This window comes from Autumnicola aciditolerans, assembly GCF_041679265.1.
Classification (GTDB): domain Bacteria; phylum Bacteroidota; class Bacteroidia; order Flavobacteriales; family Flavobacteriaceae; genus Autumnicola.
The window spans coordinates 26582-48784 of the sequence record NZ_JBGFSM010000014.1 but is presented as its reverse complement, the minus strand read 5'-3'; the positions used below and the strand labels follow the sequence as shown (position 1 = coordinate 48784).

Annotated in this window: 18 protein-coding genes; 8 read left to right on the top strand and 10 right to left on the bottom strand. The window is 41.4% G+C overall.

Annotated elements, in window-relative coordinates; all coding sequences use genetic code 11:
* Positions 1–33: 33 nt before the first annotated feature.
* Positions 34–1563 (bottom strand): glutamine-hydrolyzing GMP synthase, encoded by a 1530-nt coding sequence (gene guaA / locus AB8M93_RS14605; RefSeq protein WP_373058979.1) that lies wholly within the window; start codon positions 1561–1563, stop codon positions 34–36.
* Positions 1564–1647: 84 nt separating this feature from the next.
* Here guaA and AB8M93_RS14600 point away from each other — a divergent pair, with 84 nt between their 5' ends.
* Positions 1648–2373 (top strand): SIMPL domain-containing protein, encoded by a 726-nt coding sequence (locus tag AB8M93_RS14600; protein WP_373058977.1) that lies wholly within the window; start codon positions 1648–1650, stop codon positions 2371–2373.
* Positions 2374–2838: 465 nt separating this feature from the next.
* Here the strand turns inward: AB8M93_RS14600 and AB8M93_RS14595 are convergent, their stop codons facing one another.
* Both AB8M93_RS14595 and bshC read right to left on the bottom strand, forming a co-directional pair.
* Positions 2839–4203 (bottom strand): pyridoxal phosphate-dependent decarboxylase family protein, encoded by a 1365-nt coding sequence (locus tag AB8M93_RS14595; RefSeq protein ID WP_373059138.1) that lies wholly within the window; start codon positions 4201–4203, stop codon positions 2839–2841.
* 7 nt (positions 4204–4210) lie between these two features.
* Positions 4211–5830, bottom strand: a complete 1620-nt coding sequence (gene bshC, locus AB8M93_RS14590; RefSeq protein ID WP_373058975.1) for a bacillithiol biosynthesis cysteine-adding enzyme BshC — start codon at positions 5828–5830, stop codon at positions 4211–4213.
* Positions 5831–5969: 139 nt separating this feature from the next.
* Between bshC and AB8M93_RS14585 the strand changes: the two genes are divergently transcribed.
* The 6 genes from AB8M93_RS14585 to AB8M93_RS14560 all read left to right on the top strand — a co-directional run bounded on the left by AB8M93_RS14585 (position 5970) and on the right by AB8M93_RS14560 (position 15576).
* On the top strand, positions 5970–6758 hold the full coding sequence (locus AB8M93_RS14585) for a carboxylesterase family protein (RefSeq protein WP_373058973.1): 789 nt from the start codon (positions 5970–5972) through the stop codon (positions 6756–6758).
* A gap of 127 nt (positions 6759–6885) precedes the next feature.
* On the top strand, positions 6886–9384 hold the full coding sequence (locus AB8M93_RS14580; RefSeq protein WP_373058971.1) for a M14 metallopeptidase family protein: 2499 nt from the start codon (positions 6886–6888) through the stop codon (positions 9382–9384).
* Positions 9385–9429: 45 nt separating this feature from the next.
* Positions 9430–12228 (top strand): M16 family metallopeptidase, encoded by a 2799-nt coding sequence (locus tag AB8M93_RS14575; RefSeq protein ID WP_373058969.1) that lies wholly within the window; start codon positions 9430–9432, stop codon positions 12226–12228.
* 164 nt (positions 12229–12392) lie between these two features.
* Positions 12393–13097, top strand: coding sequence for a TVP38/TMEM64 family protein (locus AB8M93_RS14570; RefSeq protein ID WP_373058967.1), 705 nt, complete (start codon positions 12393–12395; stop codon positions 13095–13097).
* A gap of 98 nt (positions 13098–13195) precedes the next feature.
* Positions 13196–14488: an erythromycin esterase family protein gene (locus tag AB8M93_RS14565; RefSeq protein ID WP_373058965.1), complete on the top strand. Its 1293-nt coding sequence runs from the start codon at positions 13196–13198 to the stop codon at positions 14486–14488.
* Between the two features lie 29 nt (positions 14489–14517).
* On the top strand, positions 14518–15576 hold the full coding sequence (locus AB8M93_RS14560; protein WP_373058963.1) for a class I fructose-bisphosphate aldolase: 1059 nt from the start codon (positions 14518–14520) through the stop codon (positions 15574–15576).
* Between the two features lie 192 nt (positions 15577–15768).
* Here AB8M93_RS14560 and rimO read toward each other — a convergent pair whose 3' ends face one another.
* Entirely contained in the window at positions 15769–17121 is a 1353-nt protein-coding gene (rimO, locus tag AB8M93_RS14555; RefSeq protein WP_373058962.1) for a 30S ribosomal protein S12 methylthiotransferase RimO, read from the bottom strand.
* A gap of 156 nt (positions 17122–17277) precedes the next feature.
* Between rimO and AB8M93_RS14550 the strand changes: the two genes are divergently transcribed.
* Positions 17278–18129, top strand: coding sequence for a 5'-nucleotidase, lipoprotein e(P4) family (locus AB8M93_RS14550; RefSeq protein ID WP_373058960.1), 852 nt, complete (start codon positions 17278–17280; stop codon positions 18127–18129).
* A gap of 305 nt (positions 18130–18434) precedes the next feature.
* Here AB8M93_RS14550 and AB8M93_RS14545 read toward each other — a convergent pair whose 3' ends face one another.
* The 6 genes from AB8M93_RS14545 to rpmB form a co-directional block, all read right to left on the bottom strand.
* The gene (locus AB8M93_RS14545; protein WP_373058958.1) at positions 18435–18722 is read right to left on the bottom strand and encodes a hypothetical protein; all 288 of its coding nucleotides are present in this window, start codon (positions 18720–18722) and stop codon (positions 18435–18437) included.
* Complete coding sequence (locus tag AB8M93_RS14540; RefSeq protein ID WP_373058956.1) at positions 18712–20343, bottom strand: amidase family protein; 1632 nt, start codon at positions 20341–20343, stop codon at positions 18712–18714. The genes AB8M93_RS14545 and AB8M93_RS14540 overlap by 11 nt, the downstream gene beginning before the upstream one ends.
* Before the next feature lie 103 nt (positions 20344–20446).
* Complete coding sequence (ftsY, locus tag AB8M93_RS14535) at positions 20447–21400, bottom strand: signal recognition particle-docking protein FtsY (protein ID WP_373058954.1); 954 nt, start codon at positions 21398–21400, stop codon at positions 20447–20449.
* 133 nt (positions 21401–21533) lie between these two features.
* Positions 21534–21686, bottom strand: a complete 153-nt coding sequence (locus AB8M93_RS14530) for a DUF4295 domain-containing protein (protein ID WP_373058952.1) — start codon at positions 21684–21686, stop codon at positions 21534–21536.
* Between the two features lie 9 nt (positions 21687–21695).
* Positions 21696–21878: a 50S ribosomal protein L33 gene (gene rpmG, locus AB8M93_RS14525; protein ID WP_311535136.1), complete on the bottom strand. Its 183-nt coding sequence runs from the start codon at positions 21876–21878 to the stop codon at positions 21696–21698.
* 25 nt (positions 21879–21903) lie between these two features.
* Positions 21904–22143: a 50S ribosomal protein L28 gene (rpmB, locus tag AB8M93_RS14520; protein ID WP_311484497.1), complete on the bottom strand. Its 240-nt coding sequence runs from the start codon at positions 22141–22143 to the stop codon at positions 21904–21906.
* Positions 22144–22203 lie beyond the last annotated feature (60 nt).

The window sequence follows — 22203 nt, the reverse complement described above, 5'->3', positions numbered from 1 at the left end:
TTCAATATTTTTTATTGTCCAAAACAGCAACAGCTATTCCCATTCTATGGTGGCAGGCGGTTTTGAACTGATATCATAAACTACTCTGTTAACGCCCTTCACCCTGTTAATTATTGTATTGGAAGTTTTTTGCAAAAATTCATAAGGTAAATTTACCCAGTCTGCCGTCATGCCATCGGTAGATTCTACCGCACGCAAAGCCACTACCTGCTCATAAGTGCGCTCATCTCCCATCACTCCAACAGATTGCACGGGAAGCAGGATCGCTCCTGCCTGCCACACTTTATCATACAACATCCAGTCCCTCAAACCTTGTATAAAGATATGGTCTACTTCCTGTAATATCCTCACCTTTTCTTCAGTAATATCACCAAGGATCCTGATAGCAAGTCCGGGGCCGGGGAAAGGATGCCTTCCAAGCAGTTCAGGATCTATTCCCAGTTCTTTTCCCACTCTCCTCACCTCATCTTTAAACAGCATTCTAAGCGGCTCTACCACCTTCAGCTTCATAAAATCTGGCAATCCGCCTACATTATGATGGGATTTTATGGTAACTGACGGGCCGTTAACCGAAACGGATTCAATCACATCAGGATAAATAGTGCCCTGGGCGAGATAGGTAACATCTGTAATTTCATGCGCTTCATCATCAAAAACCTCAATAAACGTATTTCCTATGGCTTTCCGCTTTAATTCAGGATCGCTTATTCCTGCAAGTGCATCCAGAAACCGTGCCGAAGCATCTACTCCCTTCACGTTTAGCCCCATATCTTTATACTGATGAAGAACGCTATCGAACTCGCCCTTCCTCAGCAACCCATTATTTACAAATATGCAATAAAGATTTTTCCCGATGGCCTGATTTAACAAAACGGCAGCAACGGTGGAATCTACCCCCCCGCTCAAGCCTAATACCACTTTGGCATTCCCTATTTTTTCCTGCAGTTCTGAAACTGTTAAATCTACAAATGCTCCCGGCGTCCAGCTTTGCTCCACCCCGCTTATTTTAACGAGAAAATTTTCCAGTAGTTGCTTCCCATCAGTAGAATGGTAAACTTCAGGGTGGAACTGGATGGCAAAGGTTTCTTCTCCTTCTATACGGTAAGCCGCATTAAGAATATCGGTTGTACTGGCAAGGCGCACGGCATTTTCAGGCAAATCTCTAATCGTATCGCTATGGCTCATCCAAACCTGGGAATTCTCCAGGATATTTTCGAAAAGCGGTTCTTTGTCTTTTATTACTGAAAGATTCGCGCGGCCATATTCCCGTGTTTCAGAAGGTTCTACTTTTCCGCCATGAAAATGAGCAAAATACTGGGCACCATAACAAACTGCCAAAATTGGCAATTTCCCCCTGACGTTAGATAGATCGGGATGTGGAGCATCTTCAGCCCTTACTGAAAAAGGGCTTCCCGAAAGAATAACCGCTTTAAAACCCGAAAGATCATCGGGAACCTTATGGAAAGGATGGATTTCACAATAAATGTTTAATTCTCTAACCCGTCTCGCGATTAGCTGAGTGTATTGCGAGCCGAAATCCAGGATAAGTACGTTATTTTGCATGTGCAAAAGTAAGAATTTGAGGTAAAAATAAAACAGCAATCTGATTATTTTATACCTTTATTACGATCTACTTTCCCCGTAATTATGAAATACATTAGCGCGATTATTTTTTCTGTGGCCATTGTTTTGGCTGCTATATTTTTGGGCAACTCTTATGTAAGCAGGGCCAATCCCGATGGTACTATTTCGGTTACCGGGTCTGGCAGTGAAAATTTCACTTCAGATCTTATTGTTTGGGAAGGGCAGTTTAGCCGCATGAGCCCCAATTTGGAGCAGGCCTACAAAGAATTGAACAGTGACAAAGAAACGGTAAAACAGTATCTCATCAACAAAGGGATTAAGCCTGAAAACATTGTTTTTAATTCGGTTCAAACCAATGAACAGAGGGAAAACCAGTACCAAAACGGGAATTATGTGGGCAGCATTTTTAAAGGTTATGAACTAGTTCAAACCGTGAAAATTGAATCTGCAGACGTGGAGCTTATTGAAAATGTATCCCGTGAAATAACAGAATTGCTCAATAAAGGAGTACAGTTTAATTCTACTCCTCCTAGATATTACTACACAAAAATTGCCGATTTAAAGATTGAAATGATTTCCAAAGCTACCGAAGACGCTCGCCTGAGAGCAGAGAAAATTGCCGAGAACAGTGGCGGCAGCCTTGGGGAGTTAAAAAGAGCAGATATGGGTGTTTTCCAGATCACCGGCCAAAACAGCGGGGAAGATTACAGCTGGAGCGGTGCTTATAATACTGCTGACAAGAAAAAGACAGCTTCCATAACCATGCGGCTGGAATACGAGATAGATTAACCACCCCGGACTGCGGCCAACCGACTTTGCCATTCAATCAAAAAGCTCCTTCCCATTTAAGGGAAGGTGGATTTATCTTCGGCAGAAGATAAAGACGGAAGGGTAAATCTGGGGCAATGCAATTTCTTCAATTTAGATTCATGTTTCTTTAAAGTTCTAAATTTCTGCAAATACCTCCCCGGCCTACGGCCAACCTGCTCGACTTTGAGGCGGGCCCTCCTTTTTAAGGAGGGAAGCAAAAACAGCTCCTTCCCATTTAAGGGAAGGTGGATTTATCTTCGGCAGAAGATAAAGACGGAAGGGTAAATCTGGAGCAATGCAATTTCTTCAATTTAGATTAATTTTAAATTCTGCAAATACCACCCCGGCATACGGCCACCTATCCTTAAAAGGAGGGGAACAAAACAATCAAAAAGCTCCTTTCGTTAACCTTAAACTTTCAACTTTAAAACTCTAAACTCTTTTTTACTCCATCGTATCAAGGATTAGATCTATATCCTCTTCAGTAGTATCGGGATTGATAAAGCAAAAACGGGAAACGGTTTCATTTTTCCATTTAGTGGGAGTGACAAGAGCAAATCCGTCACTATGGTTTTTATAGGTCCAGTCTTTATATTTTTCCGGACTCCATCCTTTTCTACGGAACAAAACAACAGATAAACCCGGTGGCCTCACTAACTCTAAATTTTCCCTTTCCTTTATCTTTTTTGCGGCTATGTGCGCCAGTTCAATTCCACGTTCAATGGCCTCTTTGTATTTATTTGTTCCATGCATGGCAAGGGAAAACCAAAGAGGCATCCCACGAATCCTTCTGGTAAGCTGAATTTGATAATCTGCCGGATTAAATCCCTGCGCGCCTTCATCCTTAAAGATTTCAAGGTAAGAACCTTCCTGGGCATGGGCATTTTTTGCCAGTTCCAGGTTTTTATAGATTACCGCGCCGCAATCATAGGGTGAAAAAAGCCATTTATGAGGGTCTATGGTTATACTGTCTGCCCGCTCTATCCCTTTAAAAAGATGCCTTACCGAATTTGCCGCGAGTGCTCCCCCGCCGTAAGCGCAATCTACATGAAACCAGACATCTTCCTTTTCACAAACATCTGCAATACTGTGCAGTTCATCAATAATACCGGCATTTGTGGTACCGCCGGTCGCCACCACTGCAAAAAGCCTTTTCCGGTCTTTCTCTTCCAGTTCGTTCATGGCATTTATCAGCTCCCGGCCGGTCAGGTTTTCTTCTTTACAATCTATCATTACCACATCGGCATCAATAACTTTAGCCATCGCCTGGATAGAACTGTGGGCTCCATGAGAAGTAAGCAGCAATGCCTTTACTCCAACATTTGCCGAATTCCTTGCCCGCCATTCTTCCCTGGCCGCCACCATGGCTGATAAGTTAGCTGCTGTACCGCCACTGGTAAAAACCCCAAAAGCACCATCTGGCAGGCCGGTAAGGGAAACCAGCCACTTCATTGCCTGGTTCTCACAAAAAATTCCTCCGGCGCCTTCCATCCAGTAGGCTCCGTGAATACTGGAGGCTGAAGTAACCAGATCAAACATTATTGCAGCCCTCGTAGGCGCTGCCGGTACAAAGGCCAAATGCCGCGGATGGTCTATGGGAACAGTGGCTTTTACCAGCACATCCCGAAAAAGCTTAAAAGCGTTTTCTCCGCCTATCCCTTCAGGAGTAATAGTATGGCCAACAATTCTTAATAATTCTTCTTCTTTTTTTGGAGACCCCATCTCCGGGGTGACATTAGAGATACGGTCTATAGTGTACTTCATGACGTCCAGCGTCATTTCCACCAGGTCCATATCTATGGTATGCATTTTATTCTTATTCTTGTCCAAAAGTCAAAATTTTAAAGTTTTCGTCTAACGGATTTAAAGTTTCAGCCAGAGTAGCGATAAAGGTTTCACCGAATTCAGCGTAAAATTCTGAAAAATTTGCCTGCCGTTCCTGTAGTCCCTCATTGGGAAACAAAGCATTCTGAAGCTGTGAAATCCTGGTGACTTCATTTTTTAACTTACGCTTTTGTGCCTTCAACAGGCGCTTTTCCAGGTTTTCCAAACCTTTAATTTGCTTCACTTCCTGGGCTTTTACCGCCCCCAGAAAGGATTTATCGGTTTTTTCAGCTAAATTATACAAGTTGCGGAATTGCTCTTTTAGATGGTTCTTCTGCGGAGTAAAATCTATGTCTATATCTGAAATTTTACGCACCTTCCGGTTTATAAGTTCATGCTGTTTTAGGAATAGTTCTTTGTTGGAAATATTCAATTTTTCACGTTTCCTTTTTTGCTTCTGTGTTTGAATTAAGGCAGAATTTCTAAGCAACAACATGGGAAAAGGCACATTTTCAGCTTCAAAATAAGATTTTAATTCCAACCAGTACGCCAGCTCGCCCCCGCCTCCTATGTAGCAAAGATTGGGCAGGATAAGCTCCTGATATAAAGGTCGCATGACCACATTTGGGCTAAAACGCTCAGGATTTGCTTCCAGTTCTGCCAAAAGTTCTTCCCTGCTCCACTTAATATTTTCCCGTTCATGTACATAAAAAATCTGGTCACGCTCTATTATTCTTTCGCGGAATTCTTCGGTTAAATAAAAAAGATTTATCTCCCGCGGATTTACCTGAATATTATACCCAAAAGCGCTTAGGGCTTCTGCTGTTTCTGAAGTCTTCACATGGGAAACCTGCTTTAAAAGTTCATTTTCAGCATGTGGTGCAAATAATTGTTTCAGCCTTTTTTCCTGGGCGTCAATAATTACAAGCCCATATTCCTTAAATAGTTCATTGGCTAAAAACCGGGTGGCATCGGTTAAATTTTCATGTTCCAGGTATGCCTGCCGGAATAAGAGTTTTAAAAAATCGGCATCTTTACCCACTCCAATTTCTGCGGAAAAAAGTTTATAGACCTCCTGCAATCCTTCCGTAGAAAGATATCCCACTGCAGTTTGCCCCGCTTTTTTCTGCGCACTGTTCCATTTGAACTTTTTCCCCTTTAAATTGAAGTAATTAATTTCCTCAAAATCATGATCTTCTGTGGCCATCCAGTACACCGGCACAAAATCATTTTCGGGATACTTTTCTTTAAGCATCCGGGTGAGGTTAATGGTAGAAATTATCTTGTAGATAAAGTAGAGCGGGCCAGAAAACAAATTAAGCTGATGGCCGGTGGTTACGGTAAAGGTATTTTCCCTGCCAAGCGCTTTTATATGCTCTGCCGTTGCCTCTGAAATCTGAATGTTTTGATACTGATTCTCCAAGACTTCAAGCAAAACCTTTCGGTTTTCTTCTGGAAATGAATTTTTCTTTTCCTGAATCTGCTCTTTAAAATTTTCAATTTCAGGGTAGCGGCTGTAAAAAGCTTTTAATTCTTCTTTTTGATTGAGATAATCAAGTATCAGTTTTGAGAAGTAATTGGTTTCGGAATACGGAATACATTCTGATGGCATGCGCTGGAACAATTTTTTCGTAAAGATAAGGCCTTTTGTACAGGAATATAAAATCTCTTGAATTTAGAATTTTCTTAACTAAAATTTCAACCAGCAGGTTAGAAAATTTGCTACTTTCAAAAGATTAAAATCTGTCTTTATGCGGAATCTGATAATGCTGTTTCTGCTATTAGGCTTTCTTAGTATTTCCAGCTGCAGCTCTTCTGATGAAGATCAAAATACTACAGGCAGAACCTATGAAGATATAGAAGCCGATTTCCTTGCGCTGGAATTAAATGCCGGCATAAATGACGTTACACTTAACAACGCAAACGGAGACCCCTGGACTTTCAGAATTATAATGCCGGCCGACGCTTCAGAAACAAATAAACGGCCGCTGGTAATTACCCTGCATGGCGCTTCCGGCTGGAATCCTAACGCCCATAAAAGCACCGCCTGTTATGCTGAACCAGGTTTTGAAGCCCTAGATGCCATTATCATTAGCCCCAATGGATTAAATATGCAGTGGTGGGAGCCTTATAATCAGGATATGATACTGTCCCTTGTAAAACTGGCTTCGGAAAACTTACCTGTAGATGCTTCTAAAATCGTGGTGAACGGCTATAGTGACGGTGGCAATGCCAGCTGGTATTATGCTGAAGTCTGGGATCAATATTTTTCGGCAGGTATCCCTATGGCCAGTTCTTATAATACCTATAACACCAATGGCCAGCCCAGGAAGATCGATACTCCTCTATACGTAATTCATGGCGAAGATGATGAACTTTTCCCTCTGGAACAAACCAGGGAATGGGTGGAAGCCACCCGGGAAGCGGGAACAGATATTACCTTTGAAATTGCTCCCGGCCTGGAGCACGATGAACCGTGTGAATATGTGCCTTATTTAGAGCATGCCTCAGAGTGGCTGATGAATGAAGTGTGGAATTAATCATAAAGCGAATTTTTATACAATTTCTGAAATCACCCCCCTTTTTTTTCTATTTCCTTCTAAATTTTGTGCTCATTAAAGCATGCTGCACTATATTTACGGCAGTCATTAATCCTTTTTATCATATATGAAGAAATTATTACCCGTTTTCGCGTTCTTGCTTATTTCCCATATTTTACCGGCACAACAATCTCCAGAAGAATTTCTGGGTTACCAGTTAGGCGCCAATTTTACCCGGCATGCCGATGTTGTTAATTATTTTAAGCAGGTGGCAGAAGCTTCACCTATGGTTCAATATCAGCAATACGGAAAAACAAATGAACGCCGCCCTCTCACTTACGCCATTATCTCTTCAGAAGAAAACCTTCGCAATATTGAGGAAATAAGGGAAAAACATTTGCAAAGTGCAGGTATAAGCCAAAACTCCTCTTCCGCAGGAACAGATAAAGCCATTGTGTGGTTAAGTTACAATGTACACGGGAATGAAGCTTCCAGTACAGAAGCTGCCATGGCTACCTTATACAGTTTAATAACAGAACATAAAGACTGGCTGCAAAATACCGTGGTGATTATAGATCCCTGCGTAAATCCCGATGGGCGGGACAGGTATGTTAACTGGTACAACCAGGTAAAAGCCAATCCTTATAATCCTTTACAGGCTGCTACAGAACATCATGAGCCATGGCCTGGGGGAAGGCCCAATCATTACCTTTTTGATCTAAACAGGGACTGGGCATGGGCTACCCAGGTGGAAACCCGGGAAAGACTTAAACTATATAACCAGTGGATGCCTCATATTCATGTAGATTTTCATGAGCAGGGGATTAACGAGCCTTATTATTTTGCTCCCGCGGCAGAACCATTTCATGAAATAATAACTCCTTTTCAGAAAGAATTCCAGACGAAAATTGGAAAAAACAGCGCTAAATATTTTGATGAGAAGGGCTGGTTGTTTTTTACAAAAGAACGTTTTGATTTGCTTTATCCCAGTTACGGCGACACCTACCCTACTTATATGGGAGCAATAGGGATGACTTACGAGCAGGCAGGGAATGGCCGCGCAGGCTTAGGTATAGTTACAGATGAGGGCTATATACTCACTTTAAAAGACAGGGTAGCCCATCATTTTACCACAGGAATCTCTACTGTTGAAGTTGCTTCCCAAAATGTGGAGGAGCTCAGCGACCAGTTCAGCAATTATTTTAAAAATAATGATAATGGTGATTTCGAGTATAAAAATTATGTTCTTAACGGCAGTGAAGACCAGCTTACCGCGGTAAAAAACCTCCTGGACCGCCATGAAATAAAATATGCTTACGCCGGGCAACAGCGTATAAAGGGCTACAGTTACACCACTAACAAAAATGAAAGTTTAAATGCTTCAGAAAATGCTTTGGTGGTGAGCAGCAACCAACCTAAAGGGAAAATGGTTAAAGTCTTACTGGAGCCGGCCACTAAACTTAACGATTCCCTTACCTACGATATAACCGCATGGAGCCTTCCTTATGCTTACGGGCTGGATGCCATTGCCAGTGACCGCAGCGTTTCCACTATTTCAAAAACGGTAACGGAAAACGTGAATAATATCCCTAATCCTTCAGGAGCCGGGTATATCTCCAAATGGGGCAGTATGCAGGATGCACGGTTCCTCACAGATTTAATTAAAGCAGAAGTAAAAGTTCGTTTTTCTGAAGTACCCTTCAGCAGTGAAGGAAAACAGTTTGACCGCGGAAGTTTAATAATTACCAAAAGTGACAACCGCAGCCTGGAGAATTTTGATCAAAAAGTAGTGGAGCTTGCCAATAAACATCACAGGCAATTAACTGCGGCCAGCACCAGCTTTGCCGGCAGTGGCCCGGATTTTGGTTCTCCCGAAGTAAAACTTATAAACCAGCAACGCATTGGAGTTTTAAAAGGAGACCGTACCTCTTCTTTAAATGTTGGTGAAATCTGGCATTTCTTTGAACAGGAATTGGAATATCCAATTACCCGTTTAGATACCGACTATTTTGAAGATACAAACCTCTCTCAGTTTGATGTCCTCGTAATTCCTGAAGGATACTATGGCAGCATATTTGATGCCGTTGTGCTGAATAAAATAAAGGAATGGGTTAAAGCGGGTGGAAAACTCATCGCCATTGGCCGGGCCGCCGGTTCTTTTGCAAATAAGGATGGATTTTCCCTAAAGAGCAAAGAAGCTGCAACTTCTAAAGATACCGCTGCAACAGGAAACCTGGTTCCTTACAACCAGCGGGAAAGGGAAAGCATAAAAAACACGATTACGGGAAGTATAATTAAAACTAAAGTAGATAACACCCATCCTATGGCCTTTGGCTATAAGGATACCTATTTTAGCCTGAAGCTGGACAGCGACAGTTACCAATTGCTTGATAACGGCGGCTATAATGTGGCCTATATACAGCAACCGGAGGTAGTGGCAGGATTCGTGGGAAGTGAAGCTGAAAAAAACCTGGAAAATTCGATGGTTTTTGGAGAAGAAAGGATGGGCAGCGGCAGTATTATTTATCTTATCGATAATCCGCTTTTCAGGGATTTCTGGGAAAATGGAAAACTGTTTTTTGTAAATGCCGTTTTCTTTGTTAATAACAATAAGTTCAGATTATAACATTAAAATTATCATTGGGAAATGAGAATGTCCAAATATTTATTCATGATCTTTTTTACTTGGGGGATCAACGTTTTTGCGCAGGAGAACGGAGAAAAATTCAGCGTAAACTTTGAAACTTTTACCTTAAAGAACGGTTTAAACGTGATCCTGCATGTAGACGAATCGGACCCGGTAGTTGCCGTGGCACTTACTGCGCACGTAGGTTCTGCCCGTGAAAAGGAAGGCCGCACAGGCTTTGCTCATTTATTTGAGCATTTGCTCTTCCTGGAATCTGAAAATTTAGGAAAGGGAGGACTGGATAAGATGAGTGCCAGGATTGGCGGCTCCGGTGCAAACGGTTCCACCAGCCGGGACCGTACCAATTATTTCCAGACCGTGCCTAACGATGCCCTGGAAAAAATGATCTGGGCAGAAGCCGATAAGCTGGGATATTTTATCAATACGGTAACCGAACCTGTACTTGCCAAGGAAAAAGAAGTGGTGAAAAATGAAAAAAGGCAGCGGGTAGATAATGAACCTTACGGGCATACCATGTATGTAATAGACAAAAACCTTTATCCTGAAAGCCATCCCTACAGCTGGGAAGTGATTGGATCTTTAGAAGACCTTCAGAATGCCACTTTACAGGATGTAAAAGATTTTTACAATAGATGGTATGTACCTAATAATGTTACTCTCACCATAGCAGGAGATTTTGATAAGGCACAGGCAAAGGAATGGGTACATAAATATTTTGATGAAATTCCTTCAGGAGAAGAAATTAAGAGGCAGGAGAAACAGCCGGTAAACCTGCAGGAGACCAAAAAACTGTATTATGAAGATAATTTTGCAAACCTGCCACAGCTAACCATGGCCTGGCCTACGGTATATTCTTATGCTGAAGATGCCTATGCCCTGGATTTACTTACCACCTATCTTTCTGAAGGAAAAAACGCGCCGCTTTATCAAAGCCTGGTGGCAGACAAACAACTTACCAGCAGGGTGCGCATGTATAATTATACTTCTGAACTTGCCGGCCAGCTGATGCTTCAGGTAACCGCTTACGATGGCAAAGATTTGGATTCAGTAAAAGCCGCGATAGAAGAAACCTTCAAAAAATTTGAAGAAGAAGGCATTCCGCAGAAAGATTTAAAACGCATAAAAGCGGGCCAGGAAACCAGTTTCTATAACAGTATTTCCAGCGTGTTGGGGAAAGGATTTCAACTGGCCCAATATAAAATTTTTGCTGATGATCCTGATTACATAAATAAGGAAGTAGATAAAATTCTTGCCGTTACACAGGAAGACGTGATGCGGGTATATGAAAAATACATTAAAAACAAGCCATTTGTGGCTACCAGCTTTGTACCAAAAGGACAGGTAGCACTGGCACTGGAAGATTCTGAAGAAGCCGAAGTGGTTGAAGAAAAAATAGTAGAAGGAGCTGAAGGTGATTTTGATCTTAACAAAGACGTGGCTTACGAGAAAACTCCTTCTTCATTTGACAGAAGCGTGGAGCCTCCCTACGGAGCTAAACCTGAACTAATTGAGCCCGAAATATGGAAAACCAATTTGCCTTCCGGTTTAAAAATTCTTGGAATCAGCAATACCGAAGTGCCACTGGTGAAATTTTCCCTGGAAATTCCTGGCGGACTTCTGCTGGAAAATAAAAATAAAGTTGGTGTTTCTAACCTGCTTGCCGAAATGATGACCAAAGGAACCGCAAATAAAACTCCGCAGGAACTGGAAGAGGCTATAGAACTCTTAGGTTCAGACATACGGGTGAACGCGGGAGACGAAAAAATTACCTTAAGCGGCAGTACCCTGGCAAAAAATTATGACAAGACCATTGCCCTGCTTCAGGAAATATTACTGGAGCCAAGATGGGACGAAGAAGAATTTAAACTTGCCAAACAACAGGTGCTAAGTGAAATTCAGCAAATGCAGGCAGACCCCAACAGCATTGCCAGCAATGAATTTAGAAAGGTTATTTATGGAAAAAATAATATTCTATCCCACAATAACATGGGCACAAAAACTTCAGTAGAAAGCATTAGCCTGAATGATCTTAAGGACTATTATAACAATTATCTTTCCCCTTTAAATTCTTCCTTTCTTGTAGTGGGAGCGCTTGAGCAGCAGGAGGCAGTAGCGCCATTAAAAGGAATTGGGGCTAACTGGAAAGTAAAGAATGTATCTATTCCAGAAGTACCTGAACCTAAAATTCCTGATCAGTCCCAGGTTTATTTTTATGATATTCCCGGCGCAAAACAATCTGTCTTCCGTTTTGGAACACCTGCCCTCGCTGCAAAAGATGAAGATTTTTACCCTGCCGAAGTGATGAACTACAGGCTGGGCGGCGGTAGTTTTGCCTCCCAGCTCACCCAGGAACTCCGGGAAGGAAAAGGGTATACCTATGGAATACGCTCTGGGTTTTACGGAGATACACACAAAGGTCCGTTTATGATTTCTACCGGGGTACGTTCTAATATTACAGGGGATGCGGCCAAACTTATACAGGAAATCCTGCAAAAATATCCTGAAAATTTTGACCGCAAAGACCTGGAAGTTACCAAAGGCTATATGATTAAAAGCAACGCCAGGAAATTTGAAACACTAAATTCCAAACTGGATATGCTTAGTGATATTAACAACTACGGCCTTGCCAAAAATTATGTGAAGCAACGTGAGCAGCTTGTTGAGAACATGACGCTGCAGGACATTAGAAATCTTGCTGAAAAATATGTAGACCCAGACAGGATGTATTATGTGATTGTTGGTGATGCCGAAACGCAACTGGATAAATTAAAGAACCTGGGGTATGGGGAACCTGTACTGTTAAACCCCGGGGAAGAAGAGTAAGAAAAAAATCCTAAGAAAAGCGGGACAAAATTTATGTTCCGCTTTTCTTTTTCTAAAAATTGAAAATATTGCAGGCCAATAGCTTTTCTTCTGGAATTTAAACTTTCTTTATAAAGCTTATCGATATCTTTTTAGTAGCTTTAAAAGAAAAATTTCCAGGCATTTTGGAGCAATCAACATTGCCAAAGTACATTTCTTTTATCCTTTCCGGCACAATTATTCTGGGACTCGTCCTTTCTTATTTCATTTTTCCTTCTTTTAAAGCTTTTACAGACCATACTGTAGAAATTATTATAAATGCTGATACGCAGGAAACGCACCGCTATTTCCGGCAGTTTGGGATTTGGGGCCCCATAGCGATTATTCTCTTTATCATCATCCAGATGTTCCTGATTTTTTTCCCGTCCTGGTTGCCCATCATTATTGCGGTTATGGCTTATGGGTTTTGGTGGGGTGTTCTTATAGGAATGACAGGTGTTATGCTGGCTTCTGCAATTGGGTATTACGTGGGAACAAAATTGGAAAATGTAGTGCGTAAAATCATTGGGGAAGAAAAACTTCAAAAAATGGACTTCTGGATCACCAATTACTCCTTCGTTTCGGTTATCCTGTTCAGGATTTCTCCTTTTCTCTCGAATGATTCCATCAGTTTTATCGCGGGAATTCTGGAAATGAAATTCAGGAAATTCATGCTGGCAACTTTTACCGGTATGCTTCCACTCTCTATAGCCATCGCATATTTTTCAGAAGATATAGATACCCTGGAAGATGGCATGTACTGGATTGGAGGCGCAGGCCTGGTGGCCTATGGGATTTATATTTTTATAGATGTGAGAAAAAGAAAGAAGAAAGGGATTTCGAATTCCTGACCTTCATTTTATGGTTTTTTTATAATTCTGTAGTTGAGCTTCTCCTTGTAAAATACTTAACTTCAGGCTACAACCAAAAACCGAAGAAGATGATTTCTGTGAAGACTGACGCAAAGGATTTGGAAAAATATTACCATCCCTTAAACGATTCCGAAGATCTTGACCCGCTGCTGGAGAATATTGGGAATTCAAAATATGTTCTTTTAGGTGAAGCGAGCCACGGGACGCATGAATATTACACCTGGCGGGCCAAAATCTCGAAGCGGCTTATCGAAGAAAAAGGATTTTCTTTTATCGCTGTTGAAGGCGACTGGCCCGATTGCTACAAGATCAATAAATGGATTAAAAATTATCCAGATTCCGAAGAAGATATACAGGATGTACTTAAGGAATTTCACCGCTGGCCAACCTGGATGTGGGCAAACTGGGAAATTGCCGCGTTTGCCAAATGGCTAAAACAACATAACCGCACCCGGGAAGAAAGCAACAAAGTTGGATTCTACGGATTAGATGTTTACAGCCTCTGGGATTCTATGGAAATTATTGTGGATTACCTGGAAAAAGAAGATCCCGATACGGCAAAACTGGCAAAAAACGCTTTTCAGTGTTTTGAACCGTATAAAGCCAGGGACTCGTATGCATCGGTTTTTAAGTCGGCTAAAGAAGGCTGTAAAGATGAAGTTATAAAGCTGCTGAAAGAAGTTCGCCAAAATGCCCATAAATATGATACAGAAAAGGAAGCCGATCTTAATGCTGAAATAAACGCTCTGGTAATGGCCAATGCTGAAAAATACTACGAAGCCATGGCCGGCTTTGGAGATGATTCCTGGAACGTAAGGGACCGGCATATGGTGGAAACCTTAAACACGCTGATGGATTATCATGATGACAATGCTAAAGTAATTGTATGGGAACATAATACGCATATTGGCGATGCCCGGGCCACAGGAATGGCTTCCAGCGGTTTGTTGAACGTGGGCCAGCTGGTAAGGGAACAACATGAAAAAGATGGAGTGGTTTTGGCAGGATTCGGTTCCTATAAAGGTTCCGTAATGGCGGGAAGCAGCTGGGGTGCTCCCATGAAAGAAATGCGAATGCCCGAAGGAATAGAAAACAGTTTAGAAAGCCTGCTTCATCAGGCAAAACCTAAGGATAAACTGATCATTTTTAATCAAAATAAAGAGTTAGCTGAAACCTTTTCAGAAAAAATAGGCCATCGGGCCATAGGCGTAGTTTACGATCCCGGTTGGGAAAGGGGGAATTATGTGCCCTCAAAAGTTTCAGAACGTTATGACGCTTTTCTGTTTTTAGATGAAACAAAAGCTTTACATCCTCTCAAATTAAAACCAAATGGTGAACTTACCCCGGAAACTTATCCCTTCGGAATTTAAATTAAAGCAAAATAAAATTAGATAAAATTATGAGCAGTACAGAAAAGATTAGAGAAATACTCGGCAAAGACGCAGATTATTACCTGGATTATAAAAGTGAAAAAATCAGCAAAGACCGGTTGGAAATTCCCGGGCCTAATAGCGTGGATAACTTCAGGGAAAGTGACCGCAACCCGCAGGTTCTAAGAAGCCTTAACCATCTCTATAACCATGGCGCATTAGGCGGCACGGGTTACATTAACATCCTGCCAATTGACCAGGGAATAGAACATTCGGCTGCTTTTTCTTTTTACAAAAACCAGGATTATTTTGATCCTGAAAACATTGTAAAACTGGCCATTGAAGCCGGGTGTAACGGGGTTGCCTCCACTTTTGGAGCTTTGGCCCTGCATTCCAGGAAGTACGCCCATAAAATCCCTTTTATCGTTAAGATTAACCATAATGAACTGCTCACCTATCCCAATAAATACGACCAGATTCCCTACGGAACGGTAAAAGAAGCCTGGAATATGGGGGCCACAGCGATTGGCGCCACCATTTATTTTGGGTCGCCGGAAAGCAACAGGCAAATCCAGGAAATAGCCGCTGCCTTTGAAGAAGCACATCAGCTTGGAATGGCGACAATCCTTTGGTGTTATACCAGGAACAATGATTTTAAAACCGATGAAGAAGATTTCCATACTGCCGCAGATCTCACGGGGCAGGCCAATCATATTGGCGTGACCATAAAAGCCGATATCATCAAACAAAAATTGCCAACCACCAACTTTGGCTTTAAAAAGATCAAATTTGCCAAATATGATGATGAAATGTACGAAAGCCTGGCCACAGACCATCCCATAGATCTCTGCCGGCTTCAGGTGGCCAACTGTTACATGGGAAAAATAGGACTGATTAATTCCGGCGGTGGTTCTAAAGGAGAATCAGATTATAAGGAAGCGGTTAGAACTGCAGTTATCAATAAGCGTGCAGGCGGCTGCGGACTTATAATGGGAAGAAAAGCCTTTCAGCGTCCTTTGAAAGACGGAGTGGATATCCTGCAAAGCGTACAGGAAGTATATCTGAATGATGAAATTAGCATCGCCTGATTTTTGTTGAAAATAATAAACAGGTAATTACTCTATTTTCATAGTCCTTCCAGATTTTACGGGAGGACTTTTTAATGATACCATGGAAGGTTCAAGTTTGATTCAAAAGTGAATCCAGCCTTCAGCTTTTCAATTTGTTTTGTTAATAATTAATGAAAACCTACAAGAAAAAATACCTTGCAGGTGAAATTGCTAAACCGTTCTCACCTGCAATTCTTTTCTTGCGGGCTTTTCAGCAGAAAAATTTACCGGTTCCCCGTACAGGTCAAAGTCGGCAGCATCGGTAATTTTTACCTCATAAAATTCTCCTGTTTTCAGGTAAATGGAAGTCGCATCAATTAAAACTTCATTATCAACATCGGGAGAATCGGCTTCTGTCCTTCCAATAAAATAATTTCCTTCTTTGCGGTCTATCACCACTTTAAATATTTTCCCAATTTTCTGCTGGTTAAGTTCCCAGGAAATCTGCGACTGGATTTCCATAATCTCGTTCGCCCTTTGCTGCTTCACTTCCTGGGGCACATCATCTTCAAGATTATAAGCATGGGTGTTTTCTTCATGGGAATAGGTAAAACAGCCAAGCCTTTCAAAACGCATTTCCTGCACCCATTGCTTCAGCTCCTGGAAATGTGCTTCGGTTTCTCCGGGATAACCTACAATTAAAGTGGTTCTAATGGCCATTTCAGGAACAATTTCCCTAAACTTTCTAAGAAGTTTTGTCGTTTTTTCGTGGGTTGTGCCGCGGCGCATGGACTTTAGTAAATCATCTGAAATATGCTGAAGAGGAATATCCAGATAATTGCAAATTTTAGGCTCCCGCTTCATTACTTCCAGCACATCCATAGGAAAACCGGTTGGAAAAGCATAATGCAGGCGAATCCACTCAATTCCTTCCACTTTCACCAGATTTTCAAGAAGTTCAGCTAAGTTGCGTTTCTTATAAAGGTCCAGGCCGTAATAGGTAAGATCCTGGGCGATCAATATAAGTTCCTTCACCCCGTTGGCAGCAAGTTTTTTAGCTTCAGCCACAAGATGTTCTATAGGAGTAGATTTATGGCCGCCGCGCATTAAAGGAATGGCACAAAACGAACAAGGCCGGTCACAGCCTTCAGCAATTTTTAGATAAGCATAATTTTTAGGAGTAGTGGTTAAACGTTCCCCAATAAGCTCATGCTTATAATCGGCTTCCAGAGCTTTTAATAAGCCGGGTAATTCTGTAGTTCCAAAATACTGGTCTACATTGGGAATTTCCTTTTGAAGATCTGGTTTATACCTTTCGCTCAAACATCCCGTAACAAAAACCTTATCTAACTCTCCCTGTTCTTTCTTTTCAACAAATTCAAGAATAGTGTTTACCGACTGTTCTTTGGCGTTATCAATAAAACCACAGGTGTTAATTACCACAATATTCCCATCTTCTTCGTGCACCACCTCCTTATTGTTGGCTTTCAACTGCCCCATAAGCACCTCACTGTCATACACATTCTTGCTACAGCCCAGTGTTACTACATTTATCCTGTTCTTCTTAATCGACTTCGTCCTCATTGCATCCTTAATTTGGAGTGCAAAAGTAATGAAGATGAATGACATAGTCTCATGTTCCGGAATTTTTAAGAGGAATAGCCATCCCGCCTTGCCCTACAGCACAGAATTGATGAATTTTATCCTATTTTTGACGAACCAAATTTTAATAAAGCTATTATGTTTTTGGACAATCTTCGTAGCATTCAGATTAAATATTATTTTCTTGCAATTTTAGGAATTAGCGTTTTCTCCTGCAAAACAAGCCAGGGAACGGGAACGCAAACTGAAGCTGTTGCCCCTGAAGAAAATCTGCTATCAGAACAGCTGGTGATGAGCACCCTCTGGTTCCAGCATTCCCTTGAAGCCAAACAACTTTATATACGATGTTATGAACTGGCAAAGGTGAAGCTTCTTGCCAATAATACACCTGCAGAAAACGGGAAACCTAATGCCGTGGTGCTGGATATTGATGAAACTGTGCTGGATAACAGTGCTTATGAAGCGCGCCTCATAGAAAATGGCGAAAATTATGCTTCAGATACCTGGGCAAAATGGGTAAATGAAGAAAATGCACCCGCACTTCCCGGGGCGGTTGAATTTATAAATTTTGCGCAGGATAACAATGTACAGGTCTATTTGGTTTCAAACCGTATTGAAAGCACTTTGGATGCCACTTATAATAACCTTAAAAAAGTAGGGATTAACGTGGAAAAAGATCAAGTGCTTCTTAAAACCACCACTTCTAACAAAGATGCCAGAAGGGATAAGATAAATCAACATTACAAGATCATCCTTTTTATAGGAGACCAGTTAACCGATTTTTCCAGCGTATTTGACCATCCTGCGGAAGCCGAAGAACTGCTGAAAAATGATGAAAGCGGCCTCCAAAATAGATTGGAGCAGGAATTTATACTGCTTCCCAACCCCATGTATGGAACTTTTGAGCAGGCGGTATATCCTGAAGGAGATTTGACCAACGAACAAAAAAGTGAAGCCAGAAAAAAAGCCCTTGACACCAAAGGGCTGTAAATTTTTCTGGAATTTAAAAATATCCCGCGGCTAAAATTTTAGCTACGGGATATCCTGTTTTGTTGAGCTTATTATTGCTTTTCTTCTTCCTTTACTTCTTTCAGCAATTCTTTTACGGCTGCCTGTATTTGAGTGTCTTCCCATTTTAGGAAAAGCTTTATTAAGAAGCGGAATAAGATTTATTTCAGCTGCTGAAATAACGGCTGGCAAAAGTAAGGCCTTACTCCTAATTTAGTGCACCTAACATATTTTTGTCCTAATGGAACGGTTTAGCCGAAGAGCTTTAAGCAAGCTTTTACACAATTTTAGAGTTGATAATGTAAAAACAGCATCAGGTCCTTTTCAAAATATCTTATAGCACCTACCACTATAGCTCCTGTAATAATATAGATCCAGCTGTATTTTTTTCTCTTCAGAAGAAAACCTCCCCAAATGATAAAGCCCACATAGGGCAAACAGAGGATTAAATTAGCGTCCAGCCACGCGCCCTGCATCATCGCCAACAGCTTCATGATAATATAAAAGATGCTGTAAAAAAAGATAACTTTACAAAAGATCTGGCGGTAATTTTCGGCCAATAATTTACTGGTCATAATTTTCGGGAGATTTTCGGCGCCGGGAAACCTCTTCATAGGCTTTAGCCCAGTTTAGCAATTCCTGCTCTTCAAAAGGTTTTGCAAAAAAGGTAATGCCCTTTGGCGCACCATTCTCTGCATAGCCCATTGGTACGGTAATAGCCGGGTATTGTGCTACTGCCGCGTATCCTGCATGATAATTATTAATAGATACTATCCCGTCCAGGTTATACTCCTGCATGGGAGCATCAAAAAACTGCTTCCCGTTGGTTTTAAGCGTGTCCTTAATTGCGGTAAATTCTTCAGGGCTGGCAGAATCTTTCATAATCCCTTCAAATAAGGACTGGCCGTAGGGAGCCCTGGTAGAAGGTACCTGGGAATTATAATGGTACACATCTCCCACATTGCTCACTTCAAGCTCCCCGCCATAATTCCTGAAATAATCTGGCAGGTCTTTTTGCATATCCAGGTTTAGCAGGCGGGTAAAATTTGGCAAATCGATATCTTCAGCTTCAAATTCCACCACCTCAGCCCCGGCTTGTTTTAGGTCACTTACTGCACGCGCATACAGTGAATCTTTCATTAAAGCTTTTATAGCACCAAAGCGTTTTCCTTTTAAAGAAGCAGCCCCCAATTCTTTTTGATAATCTGAAATTACTTTCACATTTTTTGTTGCAGGGTCTTTAGCATCCTCCCCCGTCATTGCAGAAAGGAGAATTGCGTTATCTACAACATTTTTCGTTATTGGCCCCGGCGTGTCCAGGGTGCTGGAAATAGGAACAATCCCGCCCCGGCTTAATACCCCAATTGTTGGCTTAAGCCCTACCAGGGAATTTTGGCTGGAAGGAGAAAGTATAGAACCTGAAGTCTCTGATCCTACGGCTACCGGGGCGAAATTTGCCGCCACAGCCACCGCACTTCCCGAGCTGGAACCTCCGGTATCAAAAATTTTCCTTCCGTAAGGGTTTAAGGTTTGCCCCCCTACGGCAGAATAGCCGCTTGGGCAGTCCCCGCAAAAGAAATAAGCCCATTCGCTAAGATTTGCCTTACCAAGAATAAGCGCACCATTTTCCTTTAATTTTTTAACTATAAAAGCATCCTCAGTAGTATTGTTTTGCAGTGCCACCGCTCCGGCGGTGGTAGGCATATTTCGAGTGTCTATATTGTCCTTCAGCAAAACAGGAATACCGAATATTGGATGTTCCCTGCCTGATTTTTTTGCATCTTTCTCCCTTGCCTCCTCAAGTAAATTTGGATTTAAAGAAATTACAGAATTTAATGACAGGTCGTTATTACGGTCAAATTTCTGAATACGCTTCAGATAAAACAGCGAGAGTTCCTCATAACTAAGTTTGCCTGCCGCGATGGCCTCCTGAATTTCAGGGATACTTTTATCAAAGATTAGAGATTTTACTTCAGCATAGCGGGCATCAGGAAATTGAGAGATCGCCTCTGCAAAAGGGGCCATAAGGGAATCCTTTTGTATAAATTTTGAGTCCAGCACCTTAAATTCCATCTCTTCAGGGGCGGCCACTGTATCCTGAACCGGGGTTGCTTCCTGATTTTCCTTTTTATTATCGGCACAGGAAGTTACTGTAAGAAAAATAACGGGAAGAATGGAAAGTAAAAGCTTTTTCATCTGAAATATTTTTATGATTATTTTCTATTGATATTGTAGAGATATCCTTAACGAATAATTCTGCCGGAAGTAAAAACTGGATATTGAAGAACAGTTCTTTATACTATTTAAAGAAGGAATCTACAAATTCGTACTTATTAAAAACCTGTAAATCTTCCACTCCCTCTCCTACTCCAATATATTTTACCGGAATCTGGAACTGGTCGCTTATTCCAATTACCACACCACCTTTGGCTGTACCGTCCAGTTTGGTTACGGCAAGGGCAGTAACCTCTGTAGCCGCGGTGAATTGTTTTGCCTGTTCAAAAGCATTCTGGCCGGTAGAACCATCCAAAACTAATAGAACTTCGTGCGGGGCATCGGGTATCACCTTTTGCATCACTCTCTTTACTTTAGTGAGCTCCTTCATAAGATTAACCTTATTATGCAATCTTCCCGCGGTATCTATTAACACCACATCTGCATTTTGTTTTACGGCGCTCTGAACAGTATCAAATGCCACAGAAGCAGGGTCACTCCCCATGCTCTGTTTTACAATGGGAACATCTGTTCTTTCTGCCCAGATTTGCAGCTGGTCTATGGCCGCAGCCCTAAAAGTATCTGCAGCGCCAAGAACCACCTTTTTTCCTGCATTTTTAAACTGATGGGCCAGTTTGCCGATAGTAGTGGTTTTTCCCACCCCATTTACACCTACTACCATAATCACATGAGGCGTGGCCGTTTTGGGAATATGAATTTCTGAAGCTTCCCCGCTGTTGGTTTCTGAAAGCAAACCCGCAATTTCTTCTCTAAGAATCTTATTAAGTTCTTCTGTTCCCAGGTACCTGTCCCTGGCAACCCTTTCTTCAATCCTTTTAATAATTTTTATTGTGGTTGCCACACCAACATCGCTGCTCACCAGCACATCTTCCAGCTCATCCAGTACCTCATCATCCACCCTGGACTTCCCGGCAACAGCTTTACTCATTTTAGAAAGAAAACTGCTTTTGGACTTTTCCAGTCCTTTATCCAGGGTTTCCTTCTTTTCTTTTGAAAAAAACTTTTTAAATAAACTCATTTTATGGTAGGTTTAAAATCACAAAATTCCGGAAGTACAATCCAGAACGAGAAGTGTAAATATAAACAAAAAGAAAAAGCCGTCCAGAATAACCCGGGACGGCTTTTTTAAATTATACAAGGAAAAATTCCGATTATTTTTTATTTAAAAAATCGTTTACATCCTCAGGAGTCATGATTGCTTCCACAAAGGTATAGGCACCTGTCTTTGGAGATTTCACCATCTTTATTGCCTTGGTCAATCTTTTAGACCCTGTTTGTAATGCTGCTACTGATTTCTTTGCCATGACTCTATATTATTTAATTTCTTTATGAACCGTCATCTTTTTAAGGATAGGATTGAATTTCTTCAATTCCAGCCTGTCTGGAGTGTTCTTTTTATTCTTTGTAGTAATATATCTTGAGGTTCCAGGTTTACCTGTTGCCTTGTGCTCTGTACATTCTAATATAACCTGTACACGGTTTCCTTTCTTTGCCATTTCGTTCTGTTTTTTTACTTAGGACTTATTTCTTCATGAATCCTTTTTCTCTAGCCTCTTTAATTACAGCAGAGATGCCTTTCTTATTGATATTTTTAAGCGCTGAGGTAGAAACTTTTAAAGTTACCCATCTATCCTCTTCAGGAATAAAAAAACGTTTTTTAACCAAATTGGCATTAAATTTACGTTTGGTCTTGTTCATTGCGTGAGAAACATTATTCCCGACCATCGCTTTTTTACCCGTAAGTTCACAAACTCTTGACATTGCTCTATTCTTTAAACTCGTTATTTAAAACAGGCTGCAAATTAACGATTTTTTTACCAA

Excerpts from the sequence above, each read along its gene's own strand:
- AB8M93_RS14550 (WP_373058960.1), top strand. The coding sequence starts at position 17,278 with ATGTTTTTGGACAATCTTCGTAGCATTCAGATTAAATATTATTTTCTT.
- ftsY (WP_373058954.1), bottom strand. The coding sequence starts at position 21,400 with ATGAGTTTATTTAAAAAGTTTTTTTCAAAAGAAAAGAAGGAAACCCTG.
- bshC (WP_373058975.1), bottom strand. The coding sequence starts at position 5,830 with ATGCCATCAGAATGTATTCCGTATTCCGAAACCAATTACTTCTCAAAA.
- guaA (WP_373058979.1), bottom strand. The coding sequence starts at position 1,563 with ATGCAAAATAACGTACTTATCCTGGATTTCGGCTCGCAATACACTCAG.
- rpmG (WP_311535136.1), bottom strand. The coding sequence starts at position 21,878 with ATGGCAAAGAAAGGAAACCGTGTACAGGTTATATTAGAATGTACAGAG.
- rpmB (WP_311484497.1), bottom strand. The coding sequence starts at position 22,143 with ATGTCAAGAGTTTGTGAACTTACGGGTAAAAAAGCGATGGTCGGGAAT.
- AB8M93_RS14560 (WP_373058963.1), top strand. The coding sequence starts at position 14,518 with ATGAGCAGTACAGAAAAGATTAGAGAAATACTCGGCAAAGACGCAGAT.
- AB8M93_RS14575 (WP_373058969.1), top strand. The coding sequence starts at position 9,430 with ATGATCTTTTTTACTTGGGGGATCAACGTTTTTGCGCAGGAGAACGGA.
- AB8M93_RS14530 (WP_373058952.1), bottom strand. The coding sequence starts at position 21,686 with ATGGCAAAGAAATCAGTAGCAGCATTACAAACAGGGTCTAAAAGATTG.
- AB8M93_RS14545 (WP_373058958.1), bottom strand. The coding sequence starts at position 18,722 with ATGACCAGTAAATTATTGGCCGAAAATTACCGCCAGATCTTTTGTAAA.
- AB8M93_RS14580 (WP_373058971.1), top strand. The coding sequence starts at position 6,886 with ATGAAGAAATTATTACCCGTTTTCGCGTTCTTGCTTATTTCCCATATT.
- AB8M93_RS14595 (WP_373059138.1), bottom strand. The coding sequence starts at position 4,203 with ATGCATACCATAGATATGGACCTGGTGGAAATGACGCTGGACGTCATG.
- AB8M93_RS14585 (WP_373058973.1), top strand. The coding sequence starts at position 5,970 with ATGCGGAATCTGATAATGCTGTTTCTGCTATTAGGCTTTCTTAGTATT.
- AB8M93_RS14600 (WP_373058977.1), top strand. The coding sequence starts at position 1,648 with ATGAAATACATTAGCGCGATTATTTTTTCTGTGGCCATTGTTTTGGCT.
- rimO (WP_373058962.1), bottom strand. The coding sequence starts at position 17,121 with ATGAGGACGAAGTCGATTAAGAAGAACAGGATAAATGTAGTAACACTG.
- AB8M93_RS14540 (WP_373058956.1), bottom strand. The coding sequence starts at position 20,343 with ATGAAAAAGCTTTTACTTTCCATTCTTCCCGTTATTTTTCTTACAGTA.